Source organism: Mesorhizobium sp. LHD-90, assembly GCF_030929505.1.
Classification (GTDB): domain Bacteria; phylum Pseudomonadota; class Alphaproteobacteria; order Rhizobiales; family Rhizobiaceae; genus Kumtagia.
In genome coordinates this window covers 1-17634 of record NZ_JAVFVV010000035.1, presented here as the reverse complement: position 1 = coordinate 17634, position 17634 = coordinate 1, and the positions used below count along the sequence as shown (strand labels likewise).

Sequence of the window (17634 nt, the reverse complement as noted above, 5' to 3'; positions counted from 1 at the left end):
GGCGACCTTTTTGAATGGGCAACGGCCGGGGCTAGAGACCGCGGCGCCCATGTCTTAGGTACAAACCGTCACCGATGTCTCCGGGCTGTACCCAACTGGCAATGGCGCACCGGACAGAATGAAACTGGGCACCGCTATGTCATTGTAGGCGCTATATAATTTCAGATGCAGTGTTGAGCTGATCGTCAATAGACGCCCGAATCCAGGGGGGTGAAGATTCCCCGACCGGTATGGAGCAGTGGCCGGTCGGGATGAGATTGCGTCGTCAGGCGGCTTCGACCGTGTCGGCCTGCTTTGCCTTGCCGCGCGAGAAGAGGCGGGCGATCAGCACGAAGAAGACCGGCACGAAGAAGAGGGTCAGCGTCGTGCCCACTACCGTGCCGAAGAACGTCCCAAAGCCGATGGCCTGACGCGCACCCGACCCTGCCCCGGAGGACAACACCAGCGGCAACACGCCCAGACCGAAGGCCAGTGAGGTCATCAGGATCGGGCGGAAGCGCAGTTCGGCCGCTTTGCGCACGGCGTCGAGCGCGCTTTCACCAAGTGACGCCATGCGTTCGCGGGCAAACTCGACGATCATGATGCCGTTCTTGCCGGTTAGACCGATCACGGTCAGCAGGCCGACCTGGAAATAGACCCCGTTCGTCTGCCCCCCGATCCAAGCGCCAATGAGCGCGCCGAGGATACCGACCGGCATCGCCAGCAGCACCGACATCGGGATGGTCCAGCTTTCGTAGAGCGCCGCAAGGCACAGGAAGACCGTCGCCAGCGCCAGCGCATAGAGGATCATCGCACCCGCGCCAGCCTCCTTTTCCTCCAGCGACATGCCGGTCCACTGCAACTGGAAGCCGGGCGGTAACCGGGCGGCAAGTTCCTCCATCGCGGCCAGCGCATCGCCCGAGGAGAAACCGTCGGCGGGCGAACCCTCGATCTTCATCGCCGGCAGCGCATCGTAGCGGGTGACCTGCTGTGGGCCAAAGGCCCACTGCTGCGTCGCGAAGGTCGAGAAGTCCACGAAATCGCCATTCGCGTTCTGCACCCGCCACAGAGCCAGATCCTCGGGCGCGGTCCGGGCCCGAGGCTCGCCCTGCACGTAGACGCGCTTGACGCGACCTTCATAGAGGAAATCGTTGATGTAGGCGCCCGACCAGACGGTGTTCAGGAAGGTGCCGACATCCGCCGCGGTCACGCCGACCGCGCCAGCCTTGGCCCAGTCGATGTTGAGCCGGAACTGCGAGGCGTCCTCGACCCCGCTTGGACGCACCGCCGCGAGCCGCGGATCCTCTGCCGCCATACCCAGTATCTGGTTGCGCGCGGCAAGCAGTTCCTCGTGCGACTGTCCTCCTGCAGCCTGCAGGAACCCGACAAAGCCGCTCGAATTGCCGAGTTCCATCACCGGGGGCGGGACGATAGGCACCACGATGGCCTCGCGGATGCCGCCCATCAGCGGGGGAAAGGCACGCGCGGCGATCGCCTGGGCGGAATCCTCGGCGTCGGGACGTTCCGACCAGTCTTTCAGCTTGACGAACATCATGCCCATGTTCTGGCCCTGGCCCGCGAACGAAAAGCCCCGGACCGAGAAGACCGATGCGACGTTCTTTTCCTCGGCGGTCAGGAAATATTGCTCGACCTCCTGGATCACCTCTTCGGTCTGCTGGGCCGTCGCCCCCGAAGGCAGCTGGATGATGGTCAGCAGCACGCCCTGATCCTCGTCGGGCAGGAACGAGGTCGGCAAACGCTGATACATCGCCGCCATTCCGACAAGGACCAGGCCGAAGACGGCCAGCATGCGCAAGGGCCCGCCGGTCACGCGGCGGACGCCCCCGGTGTAGGCGCGCGTCAAACCGCCAAAGTGCTTCTCGAACCATCCGCTGAAGGTTGCGCCGGCGCGTCCGAACATGGTCCTGGGCGGCTCATGGCTGTGCGGCTTCAGCATCGTGGCGCAAAGCGCGGGGGTGAAGATCAGCGCGATCAGCACCGACAGCATCATGGCCGAGACGATGGTCACGGCGAACTGCTTGTACATCTCGCCGGTCGAGCCGCCGAAGAAGGCCATCGGCACGAAAACCGCCGAAATGACGATGCCGATGCCGATTAGCGCGCCCGAGATCTCGTCCATCGACCTGCGCGTCGCCTCGACCGGGTCGAGACCTTCGTCCCGCATGAGACGCTCGACATTCTCGACCACGACGATGGCGTCATCGACCAGAAGGCCGATGGCCAGCACCATGGCCAGCATGGTCAGGGTGTTGATCGAAAACCCGAGCGCGGCCATGACGCCGAAGGTCCCCAACAACACGACCGGCACCGCCAGCGTCGGGATCAACGTGGCGCGGAAATTGTGCAGGAAGACCAGCATCACCAGGAAGACCAGGCCGATGGCCTCGAGCAGCGTGTGAACCACCGCCTCGATCGAGATCAGGACGAAGGGCGTCGTGTCATAAGGGATGACGTAGCTAACTCCGGCCGGAAGGTTCTGGGCCAGTTCATCGACCTTGGCCTTGACCAGTTCCGCCGTTTCCAGCGCATTCGCGCCCGAGGCCAGTTGGATCGCCATGCCGGATGACGGCTTGCCGTTGTAGAAGCTGGTGATCTCGTAGTTCTCGGTGCCGAGTTCCGCCCGCGCCACGTCGCGCAGCAGCACCATGCCGCCATCGGTATCGGTGCGCAGCACGATGCGCTCGAAATCCTCGGGCGTCCTGAGCAATGACTGCGCGGTGATGGTGGCGTTCAGCAATTGCCCGTCGGGCGCCGGCATCGCGCCGAAGCTGCCAGCCGAGATCTGCGCGTTCTGGGCGCTGATGGCGGCGGTCACGACCCCGGGCGACAGATCGTAGTATTTCAGTTTTTGCGGATCCAGCCAGATGCGCATCGCGTATTCGGAACCGAACACCTGGACCTTGCCGACGCCCTGCAGGCGGGAAATCGGCTCGACCATGTAGGAGTTCAGGTAGTCCGCCAGGTCGATGTCGCTGCGCGCGCCGTCATCGGAGACCAGAGAGATGACCATCAGAAAGCCGGTCGCGGATTTTTCGACCGTGACACCCTGTCGGGTCACCGACTCGGGCAGGCTGGATTGGGCAATCGCCAGCTTGTTCTGGACCTGCACCTGCGCGATGTCGGGATCGGTTCCGAGCGCGAATGTCAGGGTGATCGTCGCCAGCCCTGTGGAGGTCGTGGAGGATTCGATATAGCGCAGCCCGTCGAGGCCGGTCATCTCCTTCTCGATGTTCTGGACGACCGTGTCGGCCACGGTTTCGGCCGAGGCGCCGGGATAGGTAGCCCCGATCACCACCGACGGACCGGCGATTGTCGGGTATTGCGAGATGGCGAGCCGCATGATCGACAGCACGCCAAGACCCATGATGATGATCGCGATCACCCACGCGAAAATGGGCCGGTCAATGAAGAAACGCGACATGACTCAATTGCCTTTCGCGTTTTCGGGCGCTTCCGCGCCGGCCTGCCCGGCCGTTTCCGGGGCCGCGATCTCGATCTGCGCACCCGGCGCCACCTTCTGGAAGCCCGAGGTGATGACCTGATCGCCGGCGGCGAGGCTGCCGGTCGTCACCCAGTTGTTGCCCGATCCCGTCATGATCTCGACCGGGCGCACGACGACCTTGCCATTTTCGACCAGCCAGACGTTTGCCGCGCCGTTTTCGTCGCGCATGACCACGTTCTTGGGCAGCAGCACTGCATCCTTCGCCTGAGCAACAGGCAGTTCCACTTCGACATAAAGGCCGGGCAACAGCCGGAAATGCGGGTTGGGGAAGGCGATGCGCAGAGTTACCATGCCCGTCGTCGGTTCGACCCGCGGTTCGGCGGCGCGCAGTTCACCGGTCTGGTCGAAGGTCTGACCGTTGGGAAGGATGAGATTCGCGTGGCTGGGCATCCGCATCTCGCGGTTTTCCGGATCGGTATCCCAGTCCAGTAGTTCATTGGCCGATTGCGTGACGTCGACATAGATCGGATCGAGCGTACGGATCGTGGTGAGCGCATCGGCTTGTTGCGCGCTGACCAGCGACCCCGCCGTGCTCTGGGACAGGCCGATCACCCCGGAAATCGACGCCCGGATGGTGGTACGGTCGAGATCGATCTCGGCACTTTGCAACTGCGCCCGCGCCATCTGCAGCGCGGCCCGCGCCGAGTCGCGCGTCGCAGTGGCGCTGTCCCGCCTCTGCTCCGACCCGGTGCCTCTGGCAAACAGCTCTCCGGCTCGCTCGGCCTCGCGCTCGGCCAGCGCCAGATTTGCCTCGGCCTGCGTAACGGAGGCCCGCGCCGCAGCCACTGCGGCGGCGTAGGTTTCCTCCTCAATCTTGTAGAGGGGAGCTCCCTTTTCGACCGCGGCTCCCTCCTCGAATAGTCGTTCGCTGATGATGCCCGAAACCTGCGGACGCACCTCGGCCAAAGTTGAAGCCTTCACGCGACCCGGCAGACGCACCGTCTGCGTGAAATCGGTGGGCTCGGCGGTCATCGTCGTGACACTGGGTGTTGGGGCCGTCTGCGCGGCGGCCAACACCGGAAAAACGCAAAGAAAGGCTGCAGAGGTCAGAAGTCTTGCAACCGGAAACCGGGACCGACGTCTCATGTTCTACCTGCTTCTACTTGTTGCGAGGGAGGGCGCGATCTTATGGCTCTGCCGCGATTATACTGCTGCTGTGACAAGGGACAACGCCGTCTGAACGATGCGCCAGGCGACCCCTGCCCCACGGAATACCCTGGAATGGCAAGCGCGGGGGAGGCTTCTTCCTCATGTCACTGAGGCCGCTTCAGCAAGGACATCTGCACCGAGAGGATCTTCCGTCCCAGAGTCGACAGGGGGAAGGAACGAGAGCGCAGCCATTCACTCAGCAAGCCATTGATCGTCACCAGCATCAGAACAGCAGCCTCGTCCGGCGCGAAAGCGGGGTTCAGCATACCGACCTGCTGTGCCCGCTCGGCGACCCCCCGCACCAGGTCGAACACATCGCGATCATGCTGCGCGATCCAGCCTGCAACCTCGCTGTCCTCGCCATGATTCGAAAAGATGCGGAACAGGCGCTGCTGTCCTTCATCGACCTCGAAGGTAGCCAGCACTTCGTGACCCGCGATCTCCAGCAAGCCCAGCGGATCCTCGTGCCCCCGTTCGGCAGCGAGTAACAGCAACTCTTGTTGCGGAAGCGTACGGCGCGAGCGCATAGCAGCCATCAGGTCCGACTTGTCCTTGAAATGCCAGTAGAACGCCCCGCGTGTCACCCCGGCAGCGCGGGATATCGTCTCAAGTGTCGTCGCTGCGATACCTTTCTCGGAAAACAGCCGCTCCGCCGCATCGAGGATCGCGCTCCACGTCTGTTCCGAGTCTTCCTTGGTCCGTCTCATCACGCCTGCCAATTCATTCTGAGCGCAAACATACATACATTTCTGTATGTATGTTTGCGCTCAGAATGTCAAGTATGTTGTGTTGCGCGCTGCGACCAGATGGGTTCAGCCGGACACCAGGACCGGCTACCCCTTCAAGGTAGTTTCGGCCCGCTTCTCGACGGCCTTGGTCAACTCGCGCTTGATCTGACTGGCAGACGTTGCCTTGCGGCCGTTGTAGGTGCTCGGTAGTTTTCGAGGGCGGACGGGCTCTGCCCGGGGCGTTCCCCAGATCCGGTTCGCCGGCATCTGCGTACTCAAGAAACTTGCCCCGCCAACGCTCCTGCGCCTTCCTCAAATCGGCCACCCACGATCCCGTGATGGTCGCCCGACGCAACTTGAGAACGACCAATCCGTGACCAAGACCGGAGAAACACGGTGTGGTAAGAAAACTGGCGCACCCGACAGGATTCGAACCTGTGACCTCTGCCTTCGGAGGGCAGCGCTCTATCCAGCTGAGCTACGGGTGCAAGCCGACATGGCCGAACCGGATGGGTTCGGCCATCGCTTCTTATCCGAAGCCGCCGGTCTCTTCAACGGCCATCTTGGCAGTGCCTCGCATGCAAGGCGGCCTCAATCGCCGTAGGGGACCCAGACGTTCTTGACCTCGACGGCGCGGCGCAGGAAGGTTTCGCCTGCGACGAGTTCCGACGACCAGTCGAGCGACTTGCCGCCGCTCGTCCACACACGCTTCAGATTGCCGATCGATTCGGCCTCCGCCTTGCGGCAGGTGTCGGCGTCGGCGACGATCCACAGCCCGTCGACGTCGTCGTGTTTGGCCAAAACGCCGGCGAGTTCGGCGCTGCGGCCAGTGACGATGTTGATCGAGCCGGCCGGCAGGTCGGAGTATTCGATCACCTGATAGAGGTCGGTGGCGATCAGCGGGTGGCGCTGCGAGGGCACGGCGACCACCGCGTTGCCCATCGCCAGCGCCGGCGCGACCAGCGAGATCAGGCCGAGCAGCGGCTGGTCGTCCTGCGCGACGACGCCGATGACGCCGACCGGCTCGTTGAGCGCCAATGTGACAGCGCGCGCCGGCGGCTGGTGCACGCGGCCCTCGAACTTGTCGGCCATGCCGGCATAAAAGAACAGGCGCTCGACGGAGAGTTCGACCTCCTCGCGGGCTGCCTTTGGCGAGGCTCCGGTCAGGCTCGCCAGCCGCGCCGAAAATTCTTCCGCGCGGGCCGAGAGGTTTTCGGCGAGATAGTAGAGCACCTGGCTGCGGTTGAAGCCGGTCGCGTCGGCCCAGGCTTTGGCGCCGCGCGCGGCGCTAACGGCGTCGCGGATGTCCTTGCGGCTGCCCAAGCCAACTTCGCCCACAACCTTGCCCTTGCGGTCGTGCACGGCAATCGAATAGTTGCCGTCCGGCCGCACCTGCTTGCCGCCGATGAAGAGCTTTGCCGTCCGGTCGATGCCGGACACCGCTTCCGCGCCTTCCGGCGAGGGCGCGATGGCGGCGACCGGCTTGATCGCGGCGCCGTAGGGCAGCGGCGTCACAAGATATTCGAACATGCCCTCGCGCCCGCCCTCGCGGCCAAAACCGCTTTCGCGAAAACCGCCGAAACCGCAGGCGGCGTCGAACATGTTGGTGCCGTTCACCCAGACGACGCCGGCCTTGAGCTGTGGCGCCACATGCAGGGCGACGTTGAGGTTCTCGCTCCACACCGACGCGGCGAGCCCGTAGCGCGTGTTGTTGGCGAGTTCGATCGCTTCCTCGTTGGTGCGGAAGGTCATCGTCGCCAGCACCGGCCCGAACACTTCCTCCTGCGCCAGGATGTTGGCGGGGGCGACGCGCGTCGCCAGCGTTGGCAACTGGAACCAGCCGGTCTCGGGCAGCGGGCAGTCGGGCTGCCAGCATTCGGCACCCTGCGCCGCCCCTGCCTCGATCAGGCCGCGCACGCGCTCAAGCTGCACCCTATCGACCAGCGGGCCGATGTCGGTGTTCTTGTCGAGCGGGCTGCCGACGACGAGTTTCGCCATGCGCGCCTTGACCTTGGCGATGAGGGCTTCGGCGACGCCTTCCTGCACCAGCAGCCGCGAGCCGGCGCAGCAGACCTGGCCCTGGTTGAACCAGATGCCGTCGACCAGCCCCTCCACTGCGCTGTCGAGATCGGCGTCCTCGAAGACGATGAAGGCCGACTTGCCGCCAAGTTCCAGCGACAGTTTCTTCCCCGAACCGGCCGTCGCCTTGCGGATGATCTTTCCGACTTCCGAGGAACCGGTGAAGGCGATTTTTTGAACGCCCGGATGGTTGACGATCGCGGCACCCGCTTCCGGACCGCCATGCACGATGTTGACGACACCCTTGGGCACACCGATGCTCTCGCAGATCTGCGCAAACAGGATCGCCGTCAACGGCGTGAACTCGGCCGGCTTCAGCACCACGGTGCAGCCGGCGGCCAACGCCGGCGCGATCTTCCAGGCGAGCATCAGCAGCGGAAAATTCCAGGGGATCACCTGGCCGACGACGCCGACCGGTTTGTGATCGGGAAACTCCTTGTTGAGCGCCTGCGCCCAGCCGGCATGGTGGATGAAGTGGCGGATCGCCAGCGGCACGTCGATGTCGCGGCTCTCGCGGATCGGCTTGCCGTTGTCGATGGATTCCAGCACGGCGAAGAGACGCTGGTGGCGCTGCATGGCGCGGCCGATGGCATAAAGCACTTTTGCGCGCTGGTAGCCGGTCTGCGCGCTCCATTTCGGCAGTGCTTTTGCCGCGGCGGCGACCGCCGCGTCGACATCCGCCTCGCCTGCGTCCGACACCTTCGCCAGAAGCTTGGTCGACGACGGCTCGCTGACGTCAAACGTCCTGCCGGAGGCGGCCGCCTTCCACTCACCGCCGATGAAAAGCGCCTTGGAGAAATCGCGGGCCGCGAGCCAGGCATCCGCCTCGTTGCGCGCCTCGGGCGCCGGGCCGTAGTTCATGGCGTTGAATTTCTCGAGGATGTTCATGGGAGTTCCTCCTTACCCTCCCCCTTGCGGGGAGGGTCGATCGGCGAAGCCGATCGGGGTGGGGTAAATGGCTGTTCAGTTGATTCATCGGGATAAGTGAGCTTCTTCTTCGACCCCCACCCCGCGCCTTCGGCGCGACCCTCCCCACAAGGGGGAGGGTGGGCACTCAGGCCAACGCGTGGCGATGGTTGGCCGAATAGCGTCCCGTCAGATGATGCTCCAGTTGCCGCTCGATGTCGGTGAGCAGGCTGGAGGCGCCGAAGCGGAAGAGGTCCGGCTCCAGCCACGGCCGGCCGAGTTCCTCCTTCATCAGCACCAGCCAGTCGAGAGAGGCTTTTGCCGTCGAGATGCCGCCCGCCGGCTTGAAGCCGACAAGGAAACCGGTCTCCTCGAAATAGGCGCGAATGGCGCGCACCATGATCAGGCCGACAGGCAGCGTGGCGTTGAAGCTTTCCTTGCCGGTCGAGGTCTTGATGAAGTCCGCACCCGCCATCATCGCCACCATCGAAGCCAGCATGACGTTGCGCAGCGTGGCAAGGTCGCCGGTGCCGAGGATCACCTTCAGATGCGCCTCGCCGCAAGCGGCGCGCATTTGGACGATCTCGTCGTAGAGTTCCTGCCATTTCGCTGAGAAGACCAGGCCGCGCGGAATGACCACGTCGATCTCGTCGGCGCCGTCCCTGACCGATGCCTCGATTTCCTTCAACCGCGTGTCGAGCGGCGCCAGGCCATGCGGGAAGGCGGTCGAGACGGCGGCGACATGGATGCCGGTGCCGCGCACGGCCTCGGCCGCGGTCGCCACGAAGGGATGGTAGACGCACACCGCCGCCGGCCGGATGTTGGCGCCGGCGATGCCCAGGCCCTCGACGATGTCGGCACGGAATGGATTTATCGCCTTGGCGCAGAGCCGGCGCACGCGCTCGGCGGTGTCGTTGGAGTTCAGCGTCGTCAGGTCCATGCAGGTGACGGCGCGCAGCAGCCAGGCGGCCTGGTTGTCGGCCTTGATCGAGCGGCGCTTGGTCAGCGAAGTGACGCGGCGCTCCAGCGCACTGCGGTTGACGTTGCGCGCGGATTCCAGGAAGCCCAGATCGAGCTTCATGCCGGGGTTGCGGGCGATGGCATGGCCAGTCGGCGAGGGTGCATTGGCGGCCGTCCGCAGGGCGGTGACGATCGACAGCTGTGCCTCGACTGCGGCGGCGACGCGGCTTGTTTCCCTGGTCATGAACGTTCCTCCGGCCTGATCCGCGCGCGACGAGCGCCGCCGCGGAGCATGCCCTTTTCTTTACGCGCCAACGGGACCGCATTTCAAGGCAAACCCCGGCCACCCTAGGGCGTTAGCCGCGTGGCTTCACCTGGCAGAGGATTTTTTCGAAATCCCGGTCCTTCGGGTTGTAGTCCGGATGGCTGCCGAAGAATTTCTGCTCCATAATCCGAAGCGACGACAATCCCTTGAGATGGAAGCTGCGGAATCCTTTTCCGCTGCCACCTGTGCGCTGGACCGCGGACAGCACAAGAATACCCTTCCGGTTGGTGCCGAGAATATACGGGTCGGCGGTGCGCTCCTCACCCTCGTAGAGGAAGGAGAGCACCCGCATCCGCTCGATGGCCTCGCAGATGGTCCGGGCGGCCGCCACCGCCTTGGGGTCGACCTCCGGACCGGTCATCCGGCCTCGCTAAGCGGTGTTCCTCGCACCGTCCACACTCCAGGCGCCAGGTCCGGCGAACACGAGATAGAGGAAGACGAAGCAGAACAGGATGGCCGCATCGCCCATATTGTTGACCGGGAAGAAGTTCTGCGGCGCATGCGCCATGAAATAGGCGACGGCCATCTGCCCGGACAGGATGAAGGCCACTGGCCGCGTCAGGAAACCGACGAGCAGCAGCAGGCCGCCGAAGGTTTCGAGAATGCCGGAGACCAGCATCAGCGTGGACAGGCCGCCGTCGCCCGGCGCCATGGACGAGGCTGGGAACCCAAAAAGTTTCATGGTGCCGTGCTCGATGAACAGCAGGGCGGCGACGATCCTCAGGATCGCCAGAAATTGTGGTTGGTATTTGGAAAGACCCTCGAACATCGGCAAATCCCCATGTCATCAGTGTCGGGCCGGCCCGCTGCCGGTGGCGGACCCTAACTGACTCGGAAACTTGCTGTCCAGTTTCGGCTTTCAGCCGACGAAGGCGCGCTCGACGACGAAATCGCCCGGATGGTTGAGCGAGCCTTCCTTGAAGCCCAGGCTCTCGACGAGTTCCTTGACGTCCTTGAGCATATGCATGGAGCCGCAGATCATCACGCGGTCCGTCGCCGGATCGAGTTTTTCGATGCCGAGGTCTTCATAAAACTTGCCGGACGAGATCAGCGCGGTGATGCGGCCCATATGGCTGGATTCCTCGCGCGTCGTCGTCGAATAGAGCGTGACGCGGCCCCGCGTGAACTCGCCGATCAGCGGGTCGTCGGCGAGGTCCGAGACCAGTTCCTGGCCGTAGACCAGTTCGGTACGATCGCGGCAGGTGTGGGTGAGAAAAACCTGCTCGAATTTTTCGTAGGTGTCGGGATCGCGCAGCAGGCTGGCGAAGGGCGCGATGCCGGTGCCGGTCGAGATCATGAACAGGCGCTTCGCCGGCGTCAGCGCGTCGACCACCAGCGTTCCGGTCGACTTGTGCCGCATCAGCACGGCGTCGCCCGGTTGGATTTTTTGCAACTCCGAGGTCAGCGGGCCGTCCGGCACCTTGATCGAGAAGAACTCCAGTTCCTCGTCCCAGGCCGGGCTCGCCACCGAATAGGCGCGGAACACCGGCTTCTCGGCATTCGGCAGGCCGATCATGACGAACTCGCCAGAACGGAAGCGCAGCGACTGCGGACGGGTGATGCGGAACAAGAACAGCCGGTCGGTATAGTGTTTCACCGACACCACCGTCTCGACATGAACATTGGCGGGAATCGGGAAGGCCAGCGGCCGAACCGGGGCTGTTCCAAGCGAGAGGGGAGAGTTCATCGACGCCGCGCCTTTTCGTTTTCTTCAGCGCAACCGCGCCGCCTGCGACAGACCTCAAACGGCCCGGCGCTTCTGGACGCATGCCCGAAAGCTAAGCTCTTGTGTCGGAAATTTATTAGTATACAAACGAGTTTAGGGTCAAGACGCGGGTGGGGAACAGCTTTCCAAACTGCCCGGAACGACTAGTCCAGCATTTCGGGTTCGCCGGATGGCAGAGAATATTTCCTCGCAGCCCGGAAGCGTCGTTGCCGGCATCGATGTCGGCGGCACTTTTACAGACCTGATCCTGATCGACGGAAGCGACGGCGGCAAGGTGCGCATCGCCAAGACCCCGACGACGGTGGACAATCAGGCTTTCGGCGTTGTTGCGGCCCTGTCGGAGACCGGATTTCCGGTCGGCGACATCGACCTGATCGTGCACGGGACGACCACCACAACCAACGCGGTGCTGGAGCGCCGGCTGGCCAGAACGGGCATGATCACGACCCGCGGCTTTCGCGACGTGATCGAGCTCGGCCGGCGCACCCGGCCGCAGGCCTATGGCATGACCGGAAGCTTCGTGCCCGTCATTCCGCGCGATCTCCGGCTGGAGGTGGGCGAGCGGATGGAGGCGTCGGGCAAGGTGCGCGTGCCACTCGACGAGGACGAGATGCGCGCCGCCGTCGGGCGGCTTCTCGCCGCCGGCTGCGAATCCCTCGTTATCCATTTCCTGCATTCCTATGCGAACCCGGCGCATGAACGGCGCGCGGCCGAGATCGCGGCAGAACTCTGGCCGAACGCCTATGTCACCACCGGCCATTCGCTGCTTTCGGAAGCGCGTGAATTCGAGCGCGGCGTCACGGCGGCGGTCAACGCCAGCGTCCAGCCGATCCTCGAGCGATATGTCGAACGGCTGCGGCGAGAGTTGGAAGGACGTGGCTACGGCCGCGATTTCCTGATCATGAACGGCAATGGCGGCATGATCTCGGCGCGCTACGTCACGCGCGACGCGGCCAAAACCGTCATGTCCGGCCCCGCCTCGGGGGTTATCGCCGCCGCCTATACCGGCAAGCGCGCCGGCTTTCCGTCTTTGGTTACCTACGACATGGGCGGCACCTCGACCGACGTGGCGCTGATCCTCGATGCACAGCCCGCCGTCTCCAATGAGATCGAGATCGAATATGCGATGCCGATCCATGTGCCGATGGTGGCAGTGCACACCGTCGGCGCCGGCGGCGGTTCGATCGCCCGCGTCGATGCCTCCGGCCTGATCCAGGTCGGTCCGCAAAGCGCCGGCGCCGATCCCGGCCCGATCTGCTACGGGCGCGGCGGCGCCGAGCCGACCATCACCGACGCCAATCTCGTGCTCGGCCGGCTCAACCCGAAAAAACTGCTCGCCGTTGCCAAGCCGGTCACAGTCGAGCACGTGCTGAAGATCTTCGACGAAAAGATCGGCCGCGCCGCCGGGCTCGACGGCTACTCGGCGGCCGGCGCGGTGCTGCGGCTGGGCAACATGAAGATGGCGGGCGCGATCCGCATGGTTTCGGTGGCGCGCGGCTACGATCCGCGCGATTTCGCGCTGTTCGCCTTCGGCGGCGCGGGACCGCTGCATGCGAGCGCGCTGGCGCGCGAACTCGGCCTGCCGCGCATGCTGGTGCCGGCGCGGCCTGGCATCACCAACGCGCTCGGCTGTGTGGTCGCCGATCTGCGCCACGACTTCGTCAACACGGTCAACCGGCCGGTGGCGACGCTGGACGAGGCGGCGACGCAGGCGGTGCTGGAAAACCATCGCGCCCAGGGCGTGGCCCTGATCGAACAGGAGATGGTGAAGCCGGAGGCCATCCGCTTCAGCCATTCCGCCGACATGCAGTTCGTCGGCCAGACACATATCGTCACCGTGCCGCTGCCCTCGGCGGAAATCTCGCGGGCCGAATTGCAGGCGCTGTTCGAAAAGGCCTATTTCGCGCGCTTCCGGGTGGAGCTTCCCGAAATCCGTCCCAACCTGGTCAATCTCAACACGTCGGTGACCGGCGTGCGGCCACAAGTCGACCTGTCGCGGCTGATCGACCCGGCCGGCCGCGCGGCGACTCTCGCCGATGCGCTCACCGAGACACGGCCGGTCTGGTTCGAGGGTGGGTTCGTCGACACGCCCGTCTATGCGCGCGCAAAACTGCCGCTCGATGCTGAACTCGTCGGACCGGCGATCCTCGATCAGATGGACGCGACGACGGTGCTGGAACCCGGCGACCGCGCGCGGTCGGATGGCGACGGCAACCTGATCGTCGAGGTGGGCGGGTGATGGTCATGACCCTCGACGCCATCACCCTTTCCGTCATCCAGGCCGCGCTCCAGCAGACCTGCGACGAGATGGACCTGACCTTCTCGCGCGCCGCCTTCTCGCCCGTCATCGCCGAAGCCAATGACCGCTCCGACGGCATCTATTCGGCGCTCGATGGCTCGCTGATCGCGCAGGGCAGCCAGGGCCTGCCGGTGTTCGTCGGCGTCATGCAGTATTCCACGAAGACGATCATCGAGATGATCGCCGCCGGCCGCTGCCTGTCGCCGCAGGAAGGCGACATCTACATCGTCAACGACCCCTATCTCGGCGGCACGCATCTGATGGACGTGCGTTTCGCCATGCCGGTCTATCGCGATGGAAAAATCTTCTGCTGGCTGTCCAACACCGGCCATTGGCCGGACATCGGCGGCGCGGTGCCAGGCGGGTTTTCCGCCTCGGCGACGGCTGTCGAACAGGAGGGGCTAAGGCTGCCACCGGTAAAGCTGTTTAAGCGGGGCAAGCTCGACTCCGAGATTTACGCGATCATCACCTCCAACATCCGCGTCGCCGACCAGCGCATCGGCGACATCAAGGCGCAGGCGGCGGCGCTGCATGTCGGCCGTGAGCGGCTTTTCCAGATCCTCGACCGCTATGGCGACGGCACGGTGATCGAGGCGATCGCCGAACTGCGCCGCCGCGCCGCCGAGCAGATGCGGGCGAACATCGCGCGTATTGCCGACGGCACCTACCGTTCGACCGCGTATGTCGATTCCGATGGTGTTGTCGACCGTTCGCTCACTATCGCGCTGGCGGTGGAGAAGGCCGGGGACACGCTGACCTTCGATTTTTCCGGTTCCAGCCCGCCCTGCGCCGGGCCGATGAACAGCGTGCTGGCGACCACGCTGTCGTCGGTCTATCTCGCCATGCGCCATATTTTCCCGGACGTGCCGATCAGCGCCGGCGCCTTCGAGCCGCTGATCGTCAGGCGGCCGGAAGGCACCTTCCTCGACGCCCACTATCCGCGCCCGGTTTCGGGCTGCGCGGCGGAGGTTTCGCAGCGCATCGCCGAGGCGGTGTTCGCGGCGATGGTGCAGGCATTGCCGGATGAGGTGACGGCGGCGCCGGCGGGGTCGAGCGGCAATTTTGCGCTGGGCGGCCACGACCCGGCACGCGGCCGCGATTTCGTCATGTACCAGATCTCCGGCGGGGGGTACGGCGGCCATGCCGGGGGTGACGGGTTGACCAACGGCTGCTCGACCATCGGCATCTCGAAATCGCCGCCAGTCGAGATCATGGAGCAAGCATTTCCAATACTTTACCGGCATTATGCGTTGCGCGAAGGGTCCGGCGGCGCTGGCGAAAAACGCGGCGGGTTTGGGCTCGCCTACGAGGTCGAGCTTCTGCGCGGCGAGGCGCGCGCGTCGTTCGTCATGGACCATGGGCGGGTCGGGCCGCAGGGTGTGCTGGGTGGCAAGGACGGCGCGGTCAACACGGTCACGGTCTGGCGCGACGGCGTCGCGCATGTGCCGCCGCACCTGTCGAAGGAGCAGGATATTCCGCTGAAGGCAGGCGATAGAGTGAGCGTCGGGACACCGGGCGGCGGGGGGTACGGCGATCCGTTCTTGCGCGAGCCGCAGGCGGTGCTGACGGATATAAGCCTTGGATATTATTCGGAAAACCAGGCCGAAAAACTGTTCGGCGTGGTGGCACGCGATGGCCTCATCGATGCCGATGCGACGGCCCGTTTGCGGGCAAGCCGGGGCTGAAAACCGCGCCGGCCGGCGGGTCGATTCGAAGCGCAGGACCAACCACGCCGAACGCGCGTGAAGTCGGTAATATCGAGCGATTTCAAGTGTTTGCGCGTCCAGACTGCGCGCAGGGCGGTATTTGGCTTCAAAAAACGCCCTAGAATGCCGGTCGCGACGCTGTTTTCGGGCGTTTCGGCTTGGCGCGAGGGCCTTTTCACTTCGCAAGCGAGACGCAGTTGAGGCTGCCGATCGATCGTGCGTCTTTCGAGGCTCGCCCGTCGAAAAATCGAGTCCGGCTTTCCGTCTCGTGCGGGCTCACACCTCACGATGAGGACCGGGGCAGTTCCAGTTCCAGTTCCAGTTCCAGTGGCAAGCCGCTCGGCGTGAGCAGGGACCTGCAACATCGGTCCCGGCGGCTACATGGTGGCCTTGGCCTCGATGGCCTCGATCAGCAGCCGCGCCGCCTCGACGGCGAAGGCTTCGTCGTTGATGTCGGTGTCCAGTGCCACCAGCCGGACGTTGCCGGCGAGGTTTTGCTTCAGCGCGTCGAACAAAGCCGCGTCCGCCGCCGGGTCGTGGAACGGTTTTCCCGCGATGTCGATGGAGGACACGCCCTTTTTCGGGATCATGAAGATCGTCGGCCCGGTCGCCCGGTTGAGCTTTTGCGCAAGGATCGCGCCGAGCGCGGCGTTCTCCTCCGGCGTTGTGCGCATCAGGGTCACCAGCGGGTTGTGGCGGTAGAAGGTGCGGTCGGCGAACTTCGCGGGAATGGTTTCAGGCGCGCCGAAATTGACCATGTCGAGCGCGCCCGCTGAGACCACCTGCGGAATGCCCTTTTCGCCCGCCGCCTCCAGCCGGCGCGGCCCGGCGGAGAGCACGCCGCCGGCCAGTTCGTCGGCGAGTTCGGTCGTGGTGATGTCGAGCACGCCGACGATAAAACCGGCGCGGATCAGTTCTTCCATGGTGCGGCCGCCGGTGCCGGTGGCGTGGAAGACCAGCACCTCGTAGCCGGCCTGTTCGAGCACGGCGCGGGCTTTGGTCACGCAAGGCGTGGTGACGCCGAACATGGTGGCGGCGACCAGCGGCTTTTCCTCGGTCTGATTCGGGCGCTCGACGCCCACCATGCCGACGATGGCGCCGGCGGCATTGGCCAAGATTTGCGACGACAGGCGGTTGATGCCGGCAATGTCGACGATCGACGGCATGACGGCGATGTCCTTGACGCCGACGATCGGGCTGATGTCGCCGGAGGCCAGCGTCGAGACAATGAGTTTTGGGAATCCCACGGGCAGGGCCTGCATGGCCGCCGCCGCGATGGACGTGCCGCCGCCGCCGCCCATGGCGATTATACCGTCGATGCGGCCTTCCCCAGCGAGGCGGGTGACGACCGCCGCCGCGCCCCGACTCATGACCGCCATCGCCTCGCCCCGGTTGCGGCGCGCGGCCAGCGTTTCGAGATTGCCGCCGCCGGCCCTCGCCACCTCGGCGGCAGGAACGTCGGGTTGGAACGGCGGCGCGCCGAGCACGCCGGCGTCGATCACCAGCGTTTTTGCGCCCAGCGCCTCGATGCGGGCTTTCAGGAAAGCATATTCGACGCCCTTGGAATCGAGCGTACCGAGCAAAGCCACGGTTTTGGTCATCGGCCCTCCCAGCATGGGGGTTTTTCCGCCCGCCGTGTGGGCATCCTATGCCTCAGCGGAAAGTTTGGTGGCAAGGGTGGGGCTGGTGCTTGGCTTCGGCGCTCGCGCGCGTTCTCGCCATTGCACTGGTGCTATCATTATTCCCGGTGAGCAGCACAAAGGAGGATATTTCTTCGCTGACAAGCAAATCCTTTATGATCCGAGTGAGATAGAGATAGATATTGAGCACGAGCGCATATGCTAGCCATGCTGGAAGCGGCAATGGAACCGAAATCGTCCGATACCGAAACGCTCCTTGAGAAGATGTCAGAATTGCTGGCCATGGCTGGGCTTGGCGGCATCAATCTTGAAACTGTATCGGCAGAACATGAAGCGGCGCTGCGGAAACTCGCTCAATTTCAACCGGTCCAACTAGCGGCAGTTTTCGGAGGACTTCTGACTCAACCGGTTCTTCAGGCAAATTGCGTTCGACTTGAGGCGCTCGCTCATCTCTCATTGGCGCTGGGCAACGGACCGACGAAGCCTTCAGCCAAGGTGACCTGCCCCTGAACTTTCATCCAGCAGGGATTAGAGCCTCGACCGTTTCAGTTACGCCATAGGGCGCGGGTTGAGCAACCGGCGGAGGCGCGGAGCCTTCAATCAGCGCAGCGTCG

At 64.5% G+C, this 17634-nt stretch carries 12 protein-coding genes and 1 tRNA gene; 3 read left to right on the top strand and 10 right to left on the bottom strand.

Annotated elements, in window-relative coordinates:
• Positions 1-265: 265 nt before the first annotated feature.
• The 9 genes from RB623_RS28900 to RB623_RS28860 all read right to left on the bottom strand — a co-directional run bounded on the left by RB623_RS28900 (position 266) and on the right by RB623_RS28860 (position 11336).
• Entirely contained in the window at positions 266-3421 is a 3156-nt protein-coding gene (locus RB623_RS28900; RefSeq protein ID WP_308060590.1) for an efflux RND transporter permease subunit, read from the bottom strand.
• Between the two features lie 3 nt (positions 3422-3424).
• Entirely contained in the window at positions 3425-4474 is a 1050-nt protein-coding gene (locus RB623_RS28895; protein ID WP_308060589.1) for an efflux RND transporter periplasmic adaptor subunit, read from the bottom strand.
• Between the two features lie 281 nt (positions 4475-4755).
• Positions 4756-5358: a TetR family transcriptional regulator gene (locus RB623_RS28890; RefSeq protein ID WP_308060588.1), complete on the bottom strand. Its 603-nt coding sequence runs from the start codon at positions 5356-5358 to the stop codon at positions 4756-4758.
• A 432-nt stretch (positions 5359-5790) separates the two neighbouring features.
• Positions 5791-5867, bottom strand: a tRNA-Arg gene (locus RB623_RS28885).
• A gap of 103 nt (positions 5868-5970) precedes the next feature.
• The gene (locus RB623_RS28880) at positions 5971-8346 is read right to left on the bottom strand and encodes an aldehyde dehydrogenase family protein (protein WP_308060587.1); all 2376 of its coding nucleotides are present in this window, start codon (positions 8344-8346) and stop codon (positions 5971-5973) included.
• Positions 8347-8512: 166 nt separating this feature from the next.
• Positions 8513-9445, bottom strand: coding sequence for a deoxyribose-phosphate aldolase (gene deoC / locus RB623_RS28875; protein ID WP_374121758.1), 933 nt, complete (start codon positions 9443-9445; stop codon positions 8513-8515).
• A 235-nt stretch (positions 9446-9680) separates the two neighbouring features.
• Entirely contained in the window at positions 9681-10010 is a 330-nt protein-coding gene (locus tag RB623_RS28870) for a hypothetical protein (protein ID WP_308060585.1), read from the bottom strand.
• Between the two features lie 9 nt (positions 10011-10019).
• A complete protein-coding gene (locus RB623_RS28865; protein ID WP_308060584.1) occupies positions 10020-10424 on the bottom strand; it encodes a DoxX family protein in 405 nt (134 codons plus the stop codon).
• 84 nt (positions 10425-10508) lie between these two features.
• On the bottom strand, positions 10509-11336 hold the full coding sequence (locus tag RB623_RS28860) for a ferredoxin--NADP reductase (RefSeq protein ID WP_308060583.1): 828 nt from the start codon (positions 11334-11336) through the stop codon (positions 10509-10511).
• Between the two features lie 208 nt (positions 11337-11544).
• On the opposite strand from RB623_RS28860, the gene RB623_RS28855 reads away from it, so the two are divergent.
• Both RB623_RS28855 and RB623_RS28850 read left to right on the top strand, forming a co-directional pair.
• Positions 11545-13614 (top strand): hydantoinase/oxoprolinase family protein, encoded by a 2070-nt coding sequence (locus tag RB623_RS28855; protein ID WP_308060582.1) that lies wholly within the window; start codon positions 11545-11547, stop codon positions 13612-13614.
• A gap of 5 nt (positions 13615-13619) precedes the next feature.
• Positions 13620-15359, top strand: coding sequence for a hydantoinase B/oxoprolinase family protein (locus tag RB623_RS28850; protein ID WP_308060581.1), 1740 nt, complete (start codon positions 13620-13622; stop codon positions 15357-15359).
• A 398-nt stretch (positions 15360-15757) separates the two neighbouring features.
• Here RB623_RS28850 and RB623_RS28845 read toward each other — a convergent pair whose 3' ends face one another.
• Positions 15758-16981, bottom strand: a complete 1224-nt coding sequence (locus RB623_RS28845) for a Tm-1-like ATP-binding domain-containing protein (protein ID WP_308060580.1) — start codon at positions 16979-16981, stop codon at positions 15758-15760.
• A gap of 237 nt (positions 16982-17218) precedes the next feature.
• Between RB623_RS28845 and RB623_RS28840 the strand changes: the two genes are divergently transcribed.
• Positions 17219-17530 carry a hypothetical protein gene (locus RB623_RS28840; RefSeq protein ID WP_308060579.1) on the top strand — a complete coding sequence of 104 codons (312 nt, stop codon included), beginning with the start codon at positions 17219-17221 and terminating at the stop codon, positions 17528-17530.
• Positions 17531-17634 lie beyond the last annotated feature (104 nt).